Below are 12,867 nucleotides of genomic sequence, written 5' to 3' on the forward strand. Positions count from 1 at the left end.
TTCCCCCGGTTAAGCGATGGTGTAGCCGCCGTCGGCGACCAGGCCGTGGCCGGAGATAAACGAGGCGTCGTCCGAGGCGAGGAAGGCGACGATCTTCGCCATTTCCTCCGGGCGCCCGGCGCGACCGGCCACACTGGCGCGGGCGAATTCTTGCATGGCTTCCGCAGAGGGCCAGATGCGCCCGGGCATCGCCGTATCGATCACACCGGGGCAGAGCGCATTGACGCGCACGCCGCTGCGGTACCACTCGAGTGCGGCCGTCTTGGTCATGCCCAGTACCGCGTGCTTGCTGGCGATATAGAGGGCGCCGTTCTCGAAGCCGATCAGGCCGCCCATGGAGGCGTTATTGACAATGGTGCCACTGCCCTGTTCCAGCATTGCCCGGCCGGCGTGTTTCATCATCAGGAAGACGCCGCGCACATTGGGTTCGAACACCTGGTCGTAGGTCTCGGCAGTCTGTTCCAGCAGCGGGGCGAAGACGCCCTCGGTGCCGGCGTTGTTGAACAGGATATCGATGCTGCCGTACTCGGCCAGAGTGGCCGCGACCAGTTGTTCGATATCGCGCTCGCGGCTGGTATCGGTGCGCACTGCCAGCGCCTCGCCGCCGCCTTCGCGGATTTCCGCCACCAGTTGTTCCAGCTCCGGTTGGCGGCGCGCGGCCGCAACCACCCTGGCGCCGCGCGTGGCCAGCTCCAGGGCGCTGGCGCGACCTATGCCGGAACTGGCGCCGGTGACTATGGCCACGCGGTCCTGCAGGTTGCGGGTGGGATTGGAAGTTGCACTTGTCATTGGATTGCTCCTTGCGGGTGATTGGATTCGGGGCCGGGGGCCGCCGGTGCAGTCGCAGGTTAGGGATTGCGATTAAATGGAAAAACAGCAACTATCTTCATTCACTATTAAGTAAAACTTACTAATCTGCCTATGCTTACGGACAGCCTGCAGGCCTTCGCCTGCGTCGCCCGCCACGCCAGCTTCACCCGCGCCGCGGCGGAGTTGGAGGTGTCCCCCTCGGCGCTGAGCCAGTCGATGCGCCAGCTGGAGGCGCGCCTCGGCAGCCGCCTGCTGCAGCGCACCACCCGGCGGGTGGGACTCACAGAAGCCGGGCGCGAATTCCTGCGGCGCATAGCGCCGGCCCTGGGGGAAATAGAGGCGGCGGTGGAGCAACTGCACGAGCGGAATGGCCAGCCGTCCGGCACACTGCGTATCACCGCGCCGCGCCTCGCGGTGCCGCACCTGCTGGAGCCGGCGCTGGGGGACTTCGCCCGCGCCTACCCGCAGGTCCGCGTGGAAATCCTGGTGGAGGACACACTGACCGACCTGGTGGCCCGCGACTTCGACGCCGGCATCCGCCTGGGGGAGGCACTGGAGCAGGATATGGTGGCGCTGCCGGTGAGCCGGCCGCTGCGCTGGCTGCTGGTGGCCAGCCCGGAATACCTGGCCCGCAGCGGGACTCCAGGACACCCGCAGGACCTGCTGCAACACGATTGCGTGCGCTACCGCTATACCGGCAGCGGCGCCGTGGAGCGCTGGGATTTCGAGCGGCGCGGGCACCGCAGCCAGGTCGCCGTCGAGGGGCCCCTGACCAGCAACGACAACGAGCTGTTACTACGGACGGTGCTGGACGGCCTGGGGATGGGGTTCCTGCTGGAGGACGCCGTGCGCGAACACCTGGCGGCGGGTCGGTTGCAGTCGGTGTTGGAAGACTGGTGCCCCGCCTCGCCGGGTTTTTATCTCTACTATCCGTCGCGTCGCCATCTACCGGCCAAGCTGCGGGCCTTCGCCGATTTTCTGAAGAACAGGATGTAGAAACAGCCTCCTTCCGTTCGACCAGGTTTTGTCACTCACAGTTGCGGAGAACAGCATGGCAAAACTGATCGTCTTTGAGTTTCTGTCCCTCGACGGCTTTATGGCGGGTCCGCCAGGTAGCGAGATGGATTTTGTGGTGTCGGATTTTGGCGATGATATGGAGCGTGATCTTGCCGAACAGTACGGGGAGCTGGATGCTTTCGTGATGGGGGGAACCACCTTCCGCAGTCTCGCCGGCTACTGGCCCACGCCGGCGGCCGCTGGCGAGCCGTTGCAACCGGTGATGAACAGTCTGCAAAAGCTGGTCTTTTCCAGGATCCCGGATGAAACCCAGTGGAACAATTCGCGAGTGCTGGGCCCGAACGCGCTTTCCGAGTTGCGGGAAATAAAGCATGGTCCCGGGAGAAGCCTAATGGTGATCGGCAGTGCGACTGTGGTCCAGGCGCTCGCCCGCGAGCGGATGATTGACGAATTCCGCTTCTTTGTGTTCCCCACCTTTATCGGTGCGGGCAAGCCGCTGTTTACGCCCGGCTCGACGCCGGGTTCGCTGAAGCTCCTGCGGACCAAGAGTTTCACAACGGGCGTTGCCCGGGCCGACTACCAGGTGGTGCGGCCGTAAAGAGAGTGTAGAGATTTGCGCAGGTGTAAAAGAAATTTCCAGATGCTGTCGATTTCGAGCTGGCTGTCGCGACTAACAGATACAAACGCAATCAATCATTGGCACTGCCTGAGGAAACACCATGTCCAGAAAAATGTTCGTCAACCTGCCCGTCGCCGAACTGGGTAAATCCATCGAGTTCTTCTCCCGTCTCGGCTTCGAGTTCAATCCCCAGTTCACCGACGATACCGCCACCTGTATGGTCGTTAGTGAAAGCAACTTCGTCATGCTGCTCACCCGCGACAAGTTCAGCAGCTTTACCCCGGATCTGGAGATCTGCGACACCGGCAAGAGCACCGAGGTGCTGGTGTGCCTGTCCGCGGACAGTCGCGCGGAGGTGGATTCACTGATCGAGAAAGCCATCGCCGCCGGCGGCAGCAGCTTCAGGGAGACACAGGACTACGGCTTTATGTACGGCCGTGCCTTCCGCGATCTGGACGGGCACATCTGGGAGTTGATGTGGATGGATATGGCCGCGATGCCGCAGTAACTTCTGGCTGGACCCGCCGGCGAATATCGCCGCCCTGCCTGTGTTCCCGCCCGGCGGGATCAGGCGGGCTCGGCGAAGCGGCGCCGATAGGCGGCGGGGGAGGTGTGCAGCTGCTCGCGAAAATGGTGGCGCAGGTTCTCGGCGGATCCGAAGCCGGACTCGGCCGCTATCCGGTCGATGGGCTGGCTGCCGCTCTCCAGCAGGTTGCGCGCGCGGTTGATGCGCTCGCGCAGGATCCACTGCTTGGGCGCGCAGCCGACGGTTTCGTGGAAGCGGCGGATTAACGTGCGCTGGCTCATATTGGCGCGCTCCGCGAGGCTATCGATGCTCAGCTCCCGGTGCAGGTTGCGGCGAACCCAGTCGAAGAGCGCAGAGATCTCCGCGCGCCTCTCCGGCAACGGCGCCTCCACAAACTGCGCCTGGCCGCCGTCCCGGTGCGGCGGTATCACCAGCCGCCGCGCCACCTGGTTGGCGACGCGCGCGCCGAAATCCCGGCGCACTATATGCAGGCACAGGTCCAGGCCGGCGGCGCTGCCGGCAGAAGTGAGCAGATCTCCCTCGTCCACGTAGAGCACTTCCGCCTGCACCTGAATCTCGGGATAGGCCGCCGCCAGCTTCTGCGCGTAGCGCCAGTGGGTGGTGGCGCGGCGCCCTGACAGGAGGCCGGTCGCCGCCAATACAAAGACCCCCGAGCAGATGGAAACCAGCCGCGCGCCGGCGCCGTGCGCGCTGCGCAGCGCTTCCCTCAATTCCTCCGGTACCGGCACATCGACGCCCTTCCAGCCGGGTACCACGATAGTGCCTGCGCTCTGCAGATCTTCCAGTCCGCCATCGGCCAGCACCTGGATACCGCCGGTGGCCCTGAGCGGGCCCGGCTCCACGGCGCAGACGCGGAAGTCGTACCACTCGGGCATCTCCGGGCGCGGCAGGCCGAACACCTCCACCGCCACGCCGAATTCGAAGGTGCACAGGCCGTCGTAGGCCAGCAGGGCGACGGAGCGATTGGTGGGCATCGAAAGCCTCCTCGGAAAGATTGGCAAAAAATATACGAACCTTGTCAAAAATGCCACTCGCCGGCGATGGGAAGGATGCCGACAATGCGCACACAGCAACTGAGACAGGGACTCAACCATGACCAATCCAGCCGTCAATGCGCCCAGCGCCACCTTGCCCAATACCACCGTCAGCAAGACGCCGGCCGCCAATGCCGCCGAGGCCGCGGCGCACTATGCGGCCAAACTGTCCTTTGAGACAGACTGCGCCGATGTCTGGTATGCGATCAATCACCAGCAGCGGGACTTCGTGTTGGTGGATGTGCGTATGGAGACACTCTTCGCCGCCGGTCACCTGCCCGAAGCCATCAATATCCCCACGCGCAAACTCACCCCGGCGCGCCTGGCGGAATTTCCTCAGGAAACACTGTTTGTCGTCTACTGTGCGGGGCCCCACTGCAATGGCTCCACCAAGGCAGCGTTGAAGCTCGCGCAACTGGGGCGACCGGTGAAGGAGATGATCGGCGGCGTCACCGGCTGGATCGACGAGGGCCTGGGCCTCGCCCGCGGCTGAGTGCCAGTGGAAACCGCCATCAGGCCGGCGACGCCGGCCGATATTCCGCAATTGATCCCGCTTATCGTTGAGCACGCCGTCTTTGAAGCCGCGCCCTTCTTTGCCGACGTGCAATTTGCGCGGCGGCTCGCGGCCGCCGCCTTCGGCACGCGGCCGCGGCTGCATCTGTGGCTGGCGGCGGAGGCGGAAAAATGCATTGGCTACGCCGCCGCCAGCCGCGAATTCAGCACCTGGAGCGCATCGGAGTACCTGCACCTGGATTGCCTCTTTGTGCGCGCGGCCAGCCGTAGCGGTGGAATTGGAAGGCAGCTGGTCGCAGCGGTCGAGGCGCACGCACGGCAGATGAAACTGGCGCAAATGCAATGGCAAACGCCGGAGTGGAACCGTCGCGCCATCGAATTTTACCGGCGCCTGGGCGCAGCAGAGTTGGCCAAGCGACGTTTTTACCTGGACATTCTCCCGTGACGGCGATGTTTTTTCGGGTGGATTCAGTTTCGGCGGACCCAGCCGAGGCTGAGCACATAGCGGGTGCCCGACTGTACTTCGCTGACGGCGTGCTCGGCGATATCCGGGCGGAAGAGTTTTATGCGCGCGCTTTCGTAGATTGGCGAATCACATAAAAACTCGCCGCCCGATTTTGCCCGCTTGATCACGATATTGAGTCGGTAGTGCCGGCCGGAATTCACCCGGTCGGTGTGCGGGGGGATGTGCACGCCTTCCCCGAAACGCAATAGGTAGAGATCGAAAGGGAGCGGCCATCTGGTTCCCAGAAGCAGTAATTTTTCGTAGCCGGTTTGCTGCCGGCCTTTTTCCCAGCGCCAGGGTTTCACTGTGTGCTCCTCCCTTCAGCGTCGGATCTTATCCGTTCGCGCAGAAACTCCACAAAGCGCCGCACCCGCAACGGCCGCGGTCCGGTGCCGGGGTACACGGCACTGAGCGGCGCCGAGTTGCCCCGCCAGTCGCTGAAGACCGGTACCAGCCGACCGGCATCAATGTCCTTGCGCACATCCAGTTCGCTCTTGTAGGCGAGTCCGAGCCCGTCCAGGGCCCACTCGCGCACCAGGGAGCCGTCGTTGCAGACACGGTCGCCGCTCACCTCCATCACCAGGGTTTCGCGCTTGCGCTGGAAGGGCCAGCGGCGCATGGCACTGCCGTTGCTGAAATAGACCAGGCAGTTGTGCGCCTCCAGGTCCCGCGGGTGTTTCGGACGGCCGTGCTTTTCGAGATAGGTGGGGCTCGCCACCAGCAGGCGGCGGTTATCCAAGAGCCGGCGCGCCACCAGTGCCGAGTCCGGCAGCTCGCCGCAGCGCAGCGCCAGGTCCAGGGGTTCCGACACCAGGTCGCGCATCGCATCGCCGGCCAGCAGGGTGAAGTGCACCTGGGGGTATTGGACCTGAAACTCATCCATCAGCGGGCGCAGCCACTGGCGCGCAAAATCCACCGGCGCGGTCAGGCGTATCTCGCCGCTGATATCGGCGCAGTCGCGGTGTACCGCCTGTTGCGCATCCTCCAGCAGCGCCAGCCCCGGCTCGACACGCTCGCGGAACAGCAGGCCCTCGGGCGTCAGGCGCAGGCTGCGGGTGTTGCGTTCCACCAGGCGCACCTTCAGCTCCTCCTCCAGGCGCTTGAGGCTGGCGCTGGCGGCCGCCGGCGTGCGTTCCAGGCTGCGCGCGGCGGCGCTCAGTGAGCCCAGGCGGGCCGCTTCGACGAACAGGCGCAGGTCATTGAGGTTTGGCATCTTCAAAAACTATTTGAAAGTCTTTTACAGGTTTAGGCAATTATCAGTCGCGGCCGCCGACACCACAATAGGCGCAATCAAGTACTTCGGATTGAGGAGAGGATTGTGGTTGAAATGATCGACGGGACTGAGCCGCGGCGCCTGCCGCCGGCGCTGCTGGCCCTGACGGCCGGTGCCTTCGGTATCGGCGTGACCGAGTTTGTGATCATGGGACTGCTGCTGGAGGTGAGCGCCGATCTGTCGGTGTCCATCTCCAGCGCCGGTATGCTGATTTCCGGCTATGCCCTCGGGGTGGTGGTGGGCGCGCCACTGGTAACTGCGCTCACCGCCGCCTGGCCGCGCAAACACACGCTGCTGGCACTGATGGGCATCTTTGCCCTGGGCAACGCCGCCTGTGCCCTGGCGCCCAGCTATGAATTCCTGATGCTGGCGCGGGTGGTGACGGCCCTTGCCCACGGCACCTTCTTCGGCGTTGGCTCGGTGGTCGCCACTGGGCTGGTGGCGCCGGAGCGCAAGGCTTCGGCTATCGCTATCATGTTCACCGGCCTCACGGTGGCGAATATTCTCGGTGTGCCCTTCGGCACCTGGCTGGGCCAGGCGTTCAGCTGGCGCGCCACCTTCTGGGCCGTGACCCTGGTGGGCCTGGTGGCGCTGGCGGTGATCGCGCTGTTCGTGCCGCGCGAGACCGCACCCCGGGCGCCGGACTGGCGCGCCGACCTGCGCGCCCTTGCGCGCCCGCCGGTACTGTTGGGGATGTTGACCACTGTGCTGGGCTTCGGCGGCATGTTTGTGGTCTTCACTTATATCGCCCCCGTCCTTACCCAGATCAGCGGCTTCGGCGATGCGGCCGTGTCGCCGATCCTGCTGCTGTTCGGCGCCGGCCTGATCGCCGGCAACCTGCTCGGCGGGCGCTGCGCCGATCGCTGGCTGGTGCCGTCGGTGCTCGGCAGCCTGTTGTTACTGGCCGCGGTGCTGGGACTGATGACCTTCGCCGTGCACAGCAAAATTCTCGCGCTGGTCTTCGTCGGCCTGCTGGGCGCCGCCGCCTTCGCCACCGCGCCGCCGCTGCAAATGTGGGTGCTCTCCCGGGCCGAGGGCGCCGGCCAGACCCTCGCCTCCAGTTTCAATATCGCCGCTTTCAACCTGGGCAACGCCATGGGGGCCTGGCTCGGCGGCGTGGTGATCGACGGCGGCTGGGGGCTGAATGCGCTCCCCTGGGTGGCCGCACTGGTGCCCCTGGCGGCGCTGGCGGTGGCGATTCTGAGCCTGCGCCTGGAGAGAGCGGCGGAGGTGCCCGCGCTCGAAGTGCAGCCGAACACCTGTACCTGATTGTTACCTGTAACTGATTGTTGATTGGAGACTGTTATGAATATTGACCTCAGCGGAAAAACCGCCCTGGTATCCGGCTCGACCCTGGGTATCGGTTTTGCCATTGCCAAAGGCCTCGCCGACTGCGGCGCCGCGGTGGTGCTCAACGGGCGCAAACAGCAGGCGGTGGACGAAGCTGTCGCCGCGCTGAAGAAGGGTTTTCCCGGGGCCGAGGTGCGCGGCGTGGCCGCCGACCTGGGCACCGCGCAAGGCTGCGCGGCACTGGTCCGCGCCGAGCCCTCGGTGGACATCCTGGTCAACAACCTGGGTATCTACGGCCCCCAAGATTTTTTCGAGATTCCCGACGATGAGTGGACGCGCTTTTTCGACGTGAATGTGCTCTCCGGCGTGCGCCTGTCGCGGGCCTATCTGCCGAGCATGCTGGAGAAAAACTGGGGCAGGGTGATTTTTATCTCCTCCGAGTCGGGCCTGAATATACCTGCGGATATGATCCACTACGGTTTTACCAAGACCGCCAATCTCTCCATTGCCCGCGGCCTGGCCAAGCGGATGGCCGGTAGCGGTGTGACGGTCAACTCGGTGTTGCCGGGGCCGACCATGTCCGAGGGCGTGGAGGCAATGCTGCGGGAGGCCGCGGAGAGGAGCGGCCGTTCGATAGAGGAAACCGGTGTGGCATTCGTAAAGGAAAACCGCTCCAGCTCCCTGCTCCAGCGACCGGCGACGGTCGAGGAGGTGGCGAATATGGTGGTCTATACAGCTTCGCCCCAGGCCTCCGCGACCACCGGCGCGGCACTGCGGGTGGACGGCGGTGTAGTGGATAGCATCGCCTGACGGCGATTGTAGAGGAGAACAGCGAATGGAGTTCAATCAACAGGGCGCGTTGCGCAATCGTATTTTTTATCTGCTGCTGGCGTGGACAATTTTTGCCGCGCCGCTGGTGCAGGCCTCCGGGGAGAACGGCGGCAACTGGATTGCCACCTGGTCTGCCAGCCCGCAGCCGCAGTGGAGCGGTGATTTTGCCCTGCCCACAAAACTGCCTTTCCACCTGTGGAACCAGACACTGCGCCAGGTGGCGCGGGTCAGTGTCGGCGGCGAGCGGGTGAGGGTGGTGCTGTCCAACAAGTACGGCTCTCAACCCTTGAAAATCGGCGCCGCGAGCCTGGCGCTGTCCGCCGGCAAAGCGAAAATCGTATCCGGCTCGAACCGCGCCTTGACCTTCTCCGGCGAGAGGTCGCCGGTGATCCCGGCGGGTGCCGAGGTGGTCAGCGATCCGGTGGATCTTTCTCTGCAGCCGCTGCAGCAACTGGCGGTCAGCCTTTATCTGCCCGTGCCGACGCCACCGCAGACCTTCCACTGGGACGGGCTGCAGACCGCCTATATCGGTGCCGGTAACCAGATGGATGCGCGGGCCCTGGAGATTCAGGAGACCACCGACACGCGGATTTTCCTCAGCGGCATACTGGTGGATGCCGTCGATGACGCGCGCGCGATTGCGACCTTTGGCGACTCTATCACCGACGGCAATGCGTCCAGCCCGAATAGCAACCACCGCTGGCCGGATTTTCTCGCCGCGCGCCTGGCCGGGAAAAATATCGCAGTGGTCAACGCGGGCATCTCCGGTGCGCGCCTGCTCGACAACATCATGGGGGAGAATGCCCAGGCCCGTTTCGAGCGCGATGTGTTGGGCCAGCCGGGCGTGGAAACGGCGATTGTACTGATGGGTATAAACGATATCGGCTGGCCGGGTTCGGCACTGGCGCCGGACAAGGAGATACCGCAGGCGGCGCAGCTGGTCGCCGCCTACCGCCAGTTGATAGCGCGGGCGCATATCCGCGGGGTGCGCATTGTCGGCGCCACCCTGACGCCCTTCGAGGGGGCGCTGGATCAGTCACCGATGGCCGGCTACTACTCCGCGGAAAAGGAACAGGTGCGGCAGGCCGTCAATCACTGGATTCGCACTTCCGGGGAATTCGATGCAGTGATCGATTTCGATGCAGTTACCCGGGATCCGCAGCGCCCATCCCGTTTCCTGCCCGCCTACGATTCCGGCGATCACCTGCACCCGGGAGATAAAGGTTATGAGGCGATGGCGGAGGCGGTCGATCTGGAACTATTGAATTAAAAAAGCCGGCACATGGCCGGCAAAGGGGTATTGGTTCGAAAAGAGCGCGCGGTGCGCCACTGGCCCGCCGTCAGGCGGCGGCCAGTTTTGGTGGCTCAACGCCGTCGGCCGGCGCCTCCTCCGGGTCCGGCTGCGCGCGCCCCTCGGTCGCGGTCAGCGAGTAGAAGACCGGCACCACGAACAGGGGTAACAGGGTGCCCAGCACCATACCGGTGACCAGCACAGTGCCGATGCTGTTGCGCGCCTCGGCGCCGGGGCCGGACACAAGCACCAGCGGCAGGTGGCCGAACACCGTGGCGGCGGAGGTCATCAGTACCGGGCGCAGGCGCGTCAGGGAGGCCTCGCGCAGCGCCGCCATCTTGGCCAGGCCGCGGGCCTGCAGTGTGTTGGCGAACTCGACGATCAGTATGCCGTTCTTGGCGATCAGCCCCACCAGGGTGATCAGCCCCACCTGTGAATAGATATTCAGCGTGGTGAAGTCCAGGAAGGTGAACAGCAGCGCGCCGGAGATGGCCAGCGGCACAGAGCCCAGTAGCACTATCAGCGGGTCGCGGAAGCTCTGGAACTGGGCCGACAGCACCAGGTAGATCAGCAGCACCGCGAAGCCCAGTGTGGCGGACAGGGTGCCGCCCTCCTGGCGTATCTGGCGCGATTCGCCGGCGTGGTCGATCACCGCCAGGGCGCCGCCGGCAGCGAGGGCGGCCTCCTCCAGCACGCGCAGTCCCTCCTCCTTGGTGACGCCGGGATTGACGCCGCCGAAGATGCGCACCGCATTGCGCTGCTGGAAGCGGTGCAGGGCGCGCGGCGCCGTCTCCGTCTCGATGCGGGTGAAGGCGGACACGGGCACCAGTTCACCGCCGGGACCGCGGATCTTCAGGTCCAGCAGCGGTGCCAGTGTGGCCCTGTCCTTGTCCCCCACCTGGGGAATCACCTTGTAGCTGCGGTCGTAGTAGTTGAAGCGATTCACATAGCCGCCGCCCAGCAGTGTGCCCAGCTCCTGTGCCACGTCGGCCAGGTCCAGGCCCAGGTCGGCCACCCGCTCCCGGTCGAGCACCACCCGTGCCTCGGGCAGGTCGATTTTCAGGTCGCTGTCCACGTACAGGAACTTGCCGCTGCCCCAGCCGGCATTCATCACCTGCTGGGCCAGCGCCTGCATCTCCTCCAGGGGCGCGTCGCTGAGCAGCAGCATCTCCACGTCGTACATGCCCGGCGTCGGCAGGGGCGCGTCCATGCTGGGAAATACCCGCAGTCCCGGTATCTGGGATACGGCGCCGTAGACTTCGCCAAACATCTCCGCGGTGGAGCGATCGCGCTCTTTCCAGTCTTTCGTCACCAGGCCGCCGAAGCCGCCCCAGGCCGAGGTCAGCGACCACATAAAGTCGGTTTCCGGCAGCGCGGCGATGGCCTCGGCCACTTCCATCGAGTGTCGGTTGCTGGCGGCCAGGGTCGAATCGGGCGCCGCCTCGAAGAAGAGGCTGATATGGCTCTGGTCCTCCACCGGCGCCAGCTCCTTCTTCGAGAAGTGGTGCAGCGGCCAGGCGGCGGCAGTGACCATCAGCGCTGCAACCACTACCGCCCAGCGCATGGACAGGGCGCCGTCGAGCAGGCGCGCGTAGCCCCGGCTGACGGCATCGAAGATGCGGTTGACGCGCACCGTCAGCCAGGCCTCCTTGCCGTGGGGGTGCACGAAGCGCGAGCTCATTACCGGCGACAGGGTCAGGGCGACGAAGCCGGATACCACTACCGCGGCGGCCAGGGTGATGGCGAACTCCAGGAAGAGGGCACCGGTCAGCCCGCCCTGGAAGGCGATGGGCGTGTACACGGTGGCCAGGGTGATGGTCATGGCGATCACCGGTCCGCGCAGTTCGCGCGCGCCGGCCAGTGCCGCTGCCACCCGCGACTTGCCCTCGCGCACATGCCGCTCGACGTTTTCCACCACGACGATGGCGTCGTCCACCACCAGGCCCACCGACAGCACTATGGCCAGCAGGCTCAACAGGTTGAGGCTGAATCCGGCCATATACATCACCAGCCCGGCGCCGACCAGCGACACCGGCATGGCGATCAGTGGCACCAGTGCGGTGCGGATGGAGCCCATAAACAGGTAGACCACCAGGCCGACGATCAGGATGGTCTCCAGCAGCGTCTTGTTGATCTCCTCCAGGGCGTCGCGCATAAACATGGTGCCGTCCCAAACGAGTCGCATCTCCACGTCCTGGGGCAGTGTCGGGCGGATGCGCTCCATCTCGTCCTTCAGACGCTGGGCCACTTCCAGTTCGTTGGAACCGACCAATGGCCAGACACCCAGGTAGACGTTTTCCTGGGTGTTGTACTTGGCCACCATCTCCGCCTCTTCCGCGCCCAGCTCAACGCGGGCTACGTCGTGCAGGCGCACCGTGGCGCCCTGGCGCTCAGAGACTATCAGGTTGGAGAACTCCTCCACCGAGCGCAGGTCGGTGTTGGCCAGCAGGTTGACCTGCACCCACTCGCCCTTGGTGCGGCCCACGGCGGCCAGGTAGTTGTTGCGCTGCAGGGCCGCGTGCACGTCGCCGGGAGAGAGATTCAGCGCCGCCAGGCGCTCCGGGTCTATCCACACCCGCATGGCCAGTTGCTGCGCGCCCTCGAAGGTCACCCGCTGTACGCCCTCCAGCGTCGCCAGCTGCGGCTGCAGTGTGCGCGACAGCCAGTCGGTCAGCGCCGGTACATCGCGCTCGGCGGAGGTGAAGCCCAGGTAGAAGGTGGCGTAGGGGCGGTCGGCGCGCTGCACCTCCACCACCGGCGGCTCTGCCTCCGCCGGCAGTTCGGAGCGCACCTGCTGCAGGCGCGCGGTGACCTCGGCCAGGGCGGTGGTGCTGCTGTGGTTCAGTTTCAGGTGCACGGTGACGGTGCTGACACCGGCGCGGCTGGTGGAATCGATATAGTCGACGCCGCTGATGGCGGCGACGGCGCGCTCAATCGGTGTGGTCAGGGAGGCGCGCACTGTTTCTGCGCCGGCACCGGGATAGACGGTGGTCACCACCACCGAGGAGCTTTCGAGAGTCGGGTACTGCTGCACCGGCAGCGACGACAGGGCCCGCCAGCCGACCACCAGCAACAGCAGATTGGCCACCAGTGCCAGCACCGGGTGGCGGATAAAAACATCGGTAAATGCGCGCATG

13 protein-coding genes are annotated in these 12,867 nt (G+C 65.2%); 8 read left to right on the forward strand and 5 right to left on the reverse strand.

Going from position 1 to position 12,867, the window contains the following annotated elements; translation table 11 throughout:
- Window positions 1-9: 9 nt before the first annotated feature.
- On the reverse strand, window positions 10-789 hold the full coding sequence (locus tag IG627_RS01380; protein ID WP_193189335.1) for an SDR family NAD(P)-dependent oxidoreductase: 780 nt from the start codon (window positions 787-789) through the stop codon (window positions 10-12).
- Between the two features lie 132 nt (window positions 790-921).
- Between IG627_RS01380 and IG627_RS01385 the strand changes: the two genes are divergently transcribed.
- The 3 genes from IG627_RS01385 to IG627_RS01395 all read left to right on the forward strand — a co-directional run bounded on the left by IG627_RS01385 (window position 922) and on the right by IG627_RS01395 (window position 2,954).
- Window positions 922-1,806, forward strand: coding sequence for a LysR family transcriptional regulator (locus IG627_RS01385; protein WP_193189336.1), 885 nt, complete (start codon window positions 922-924; stop codon window positions 1,804-1,806).
- A 55-nt stretch (window positions 1,807-1,861) separates the two neighbouring features.
- Entirely contained in the window at window positions 1,862-2,425 is a 564-nt protein-coding gene (locus IG627_RS01390) for a dihydrofolate reductase family protein (protein ID WP_193189337.1), read from the forward strand.
- A gap of 121 nt (window positions 2,426-2,546) precedes the next feature.
- The gene (locus tag IG627_RS01395; protein ID WP_193189338.1) at window positions 2,547-2,954 is read left to right on the forward strand and encodes a VOC family protein; all 408 of its coding nucleotides are present in this window, start codon (window positions 2,547-2,549) and stop codon (window positions 2,952-2,954) included.
- Between the two features lie 59 nt (window positions 2,955-3,013).
- Here IG627_RS01395 and ftrA read toward each other — a convergent pair whose 3' ends face one another.
- Window positions 3,014-3,967, reverse strand: coding sequence for a transcriptional regulator FtrA (ftrA, locus tag IG627_RS01400; protein WP_193189339.1), 954 nt, complete (start codon window positions 3,965-3,967; stop codon window positions 3,014-3,016).
- A 118-nt stretch (window positions 3,968-4,085) separates the two neighbouring features.
- Here ftrA and IG627_RS01405 point away from each other — a divergent pair, with 118 nt between their 5' ends.
- A complete protein-coding gene (locus IG627_RS01405; RefSeq protein ID WP_193189340.1) occupies window positions 4,086-4,520 on the forward strand; it encodes a rhodanese-like domain-containing protein in 435 nt (144 codons plus the stop codon).
- A gap of 6 nt (window positions 4,521-4,526) precedes the next feature.
- Window positions 4,527-4,985, forward strand: a complete 459-nt coding sequence (locus IG627_RS01410; RefSeq protein WP_319024463.1) for a GNAT family N-acetyltransferase — start codon at window positions 4,527-4,529, stop codon at window positions 4,983-4,985.
- Between the two features lie 23 nt (window positions 4,986-5,008).
- On the opposite strand, the gene IG627_RS01415 is transcribed toward IG627_RS01410, so the two are convergent.
- Together IG627_RS01415 and IG627_RS01420 are read right to left on the reverse strand one after the other, a co-directional pair.
- Window positions 5,009-5,350, reverse strand: coding sequence for a 2OG-Fe(II) oxygenase (locus IG627_RS01415; protein ID WP_193189342.1), 342 nt, complete (start codon window positions 5,348-5,350; stop codon window positions 5,009-5,011).
- The gene (locus tag IG627_RS01420; protein ID WP_193189343.1) at window positions 5,347-6,258 is read right to left on the reverse strand and encodes a LysR family transcriptional regulator; all 912 of its coding nucleotides are present in this window, start codon (window positions 6,256-6,258) and stop codon (window positions 5,347-5,349) included. Before IG627_RS01420 ends, IG627_RS01415 begins: the two co-directional genes overlap by 4 nt.
- Window positions 6,259-6,372: 114 nt before the next feature.
- Here IG627_RS01420 and IG627_RS01425 point away from each other — a divergent pair, with 114 nt between their 5' ends.
- Genes IG627_RS01425 through IG627_RS01435 form a run of 3 tightly spaced genes read left to right on the forward strand, consistent with a single transcriptional unit; the run spans window position 6,373 to window position 9,709 of the window.
- Window positions 6,373-7,587: an MFS transporter gene (locus tag IG627_RS01425; protein WP_226864590.1), complete on the forward strand. Its 1,215-nt coding sequence runs from the start codon at window positions 6,373-6,375 to the stop codon at window positions 7,585-7,587.
- A 36-nt stretch (window positions 7,588-7,623) separates the two neighbouring features.
- Complete coding sequence (locus IG627_RS01430; RefSeq protein WP_193189344.1) at window positions 7,624-8,418, forward strand: SDR family NAD(P)-dependent oxidoreductase; 795 nt, start codon at window positions 7,624-7,626, stop codon at window positions 8,416-8,418.
- Window positions 8,419-8,443: 25 nt separating this feature from the next.
- Complete coding sequence (locus IG627_RS01435; RefSeq protein WP_193189345.1) at window positions 8,444-9,709, forward strand: SGNH/GDSL hydrolase family protein; 1,266 nt, start codon at window positions 8,444-8,446, stop codon at window positions 9,707-9,709.
- A gap of 70 nt (window positions 9,710-9,779) precedes the next feature.
- On the opposite strand, the gene IG627_RS01440 is transcribed toward IG627_RS01435, so the two are convergent.
- The gene (locus IG627_RS01440; protein WP_193189346.1) at window positions 9,780-12,866 is read right to left on the reverse strand and encodes an efflux RND transporter permease subunit; all 3,087 of its coding nucleotides are present in this window, start codon (window positions 12,864-12,866) and stop codon (window positions 9,780-9,782) included.
- Between the last annotated feature and the right edge of the window lies 1 nt (window position 12,867).

Source organism: Microbulbifer taiwanensis (assembly GCF_014904815.1).
GTDB classification, from domain to species: domain Bacteria; phylum Pseudomonadota; class Gammaproteobacteria; order Pseudomonadales; family Cellvibrionaceae; genus Microbulbifer; species Microbulbifer taiwanensis.

Excerpts from the sequence above, each read along its gene's own strand:
- IG627_RS01440 (WP_193189346.1), bottom strand. The coding sequence starts at position 12,866 with ATGCGCGCATTTACCGATGTTTTTATCCGCCACCCGGTGCTGGCACTG.
- IG627_RS01390 (WP_193189337.1), top strand. The coding sequence starts at position 1,862 with ATGGCAAAACTGATCGTCTTTGAGTTTCTGTCCCTCGACGGCTTTATG.
- IG627_RS01425 (WP_226864590.1), top strand. The coding sequence starts at position 6,373 with ATGATCGACGGGACTGAGCCGCGGCGCCTGCCGCCGGCGCTGCTGGCC.
- IG627_RS01420 (WP_193189343.1), bottom strand. The coding sequence starts at position 6,258 with ATGCCAAACCTCAATGACCTGCGCCTGTTCGTCGAAGCGGCCCGCCTG.
- IG627_RS01380 (WP_193189335.1), bottom strand. The coding sequence starts at position 789 with ATGACAAGTGCAACTTCCAATCCCACCCGCAACCTGCAGGACCGCGTG.
- IG627_RS01430 (WP_193189344.1), top strand. The coding sequence starts at position 7,624 with ATGAATATTGACCTCAGCGGAAAAACCGCCCTGGTATCCGGCTCGACC.
- IG627_RS01385 (WP_193189336.1), top strand. The coding sequence starts at position 922 with ATGCTTACGGACAGCCTGCAGGCCTTCGCCTGCGTCGCCCGCCACGCC.
- ftrA (WP_193189339.1), bottom strand. The coding sequence starts at position 3,967 with ATGCCCACCAATCGCTCCGTCGCCCTGCTGGCCTACGACGGCCTGTGC.
- IG627_RS01405 (WP_193189340.1), top strand. The coding sequence starts at position 4,086 with ATGACCAATCCAGCCGTCAATGCGCCCAGCGCCACCTTGCCCAATACC.
- IG627_RS01395 (WP_193189338.1), top strand. The coding sequence starts at position 2,547 with ATGTCCAGAAAAATGTTCGTCAACCTGCCCGTCGCCGAACTGGGTAAA.
- IG627_RS01435 (WP_193189345.1), top strand. The coding sequence starts at position 8,444 with ATGGAGTTCAATCAACAGGGCGCGTTGCGCAATCGTATTTTTTATCTG.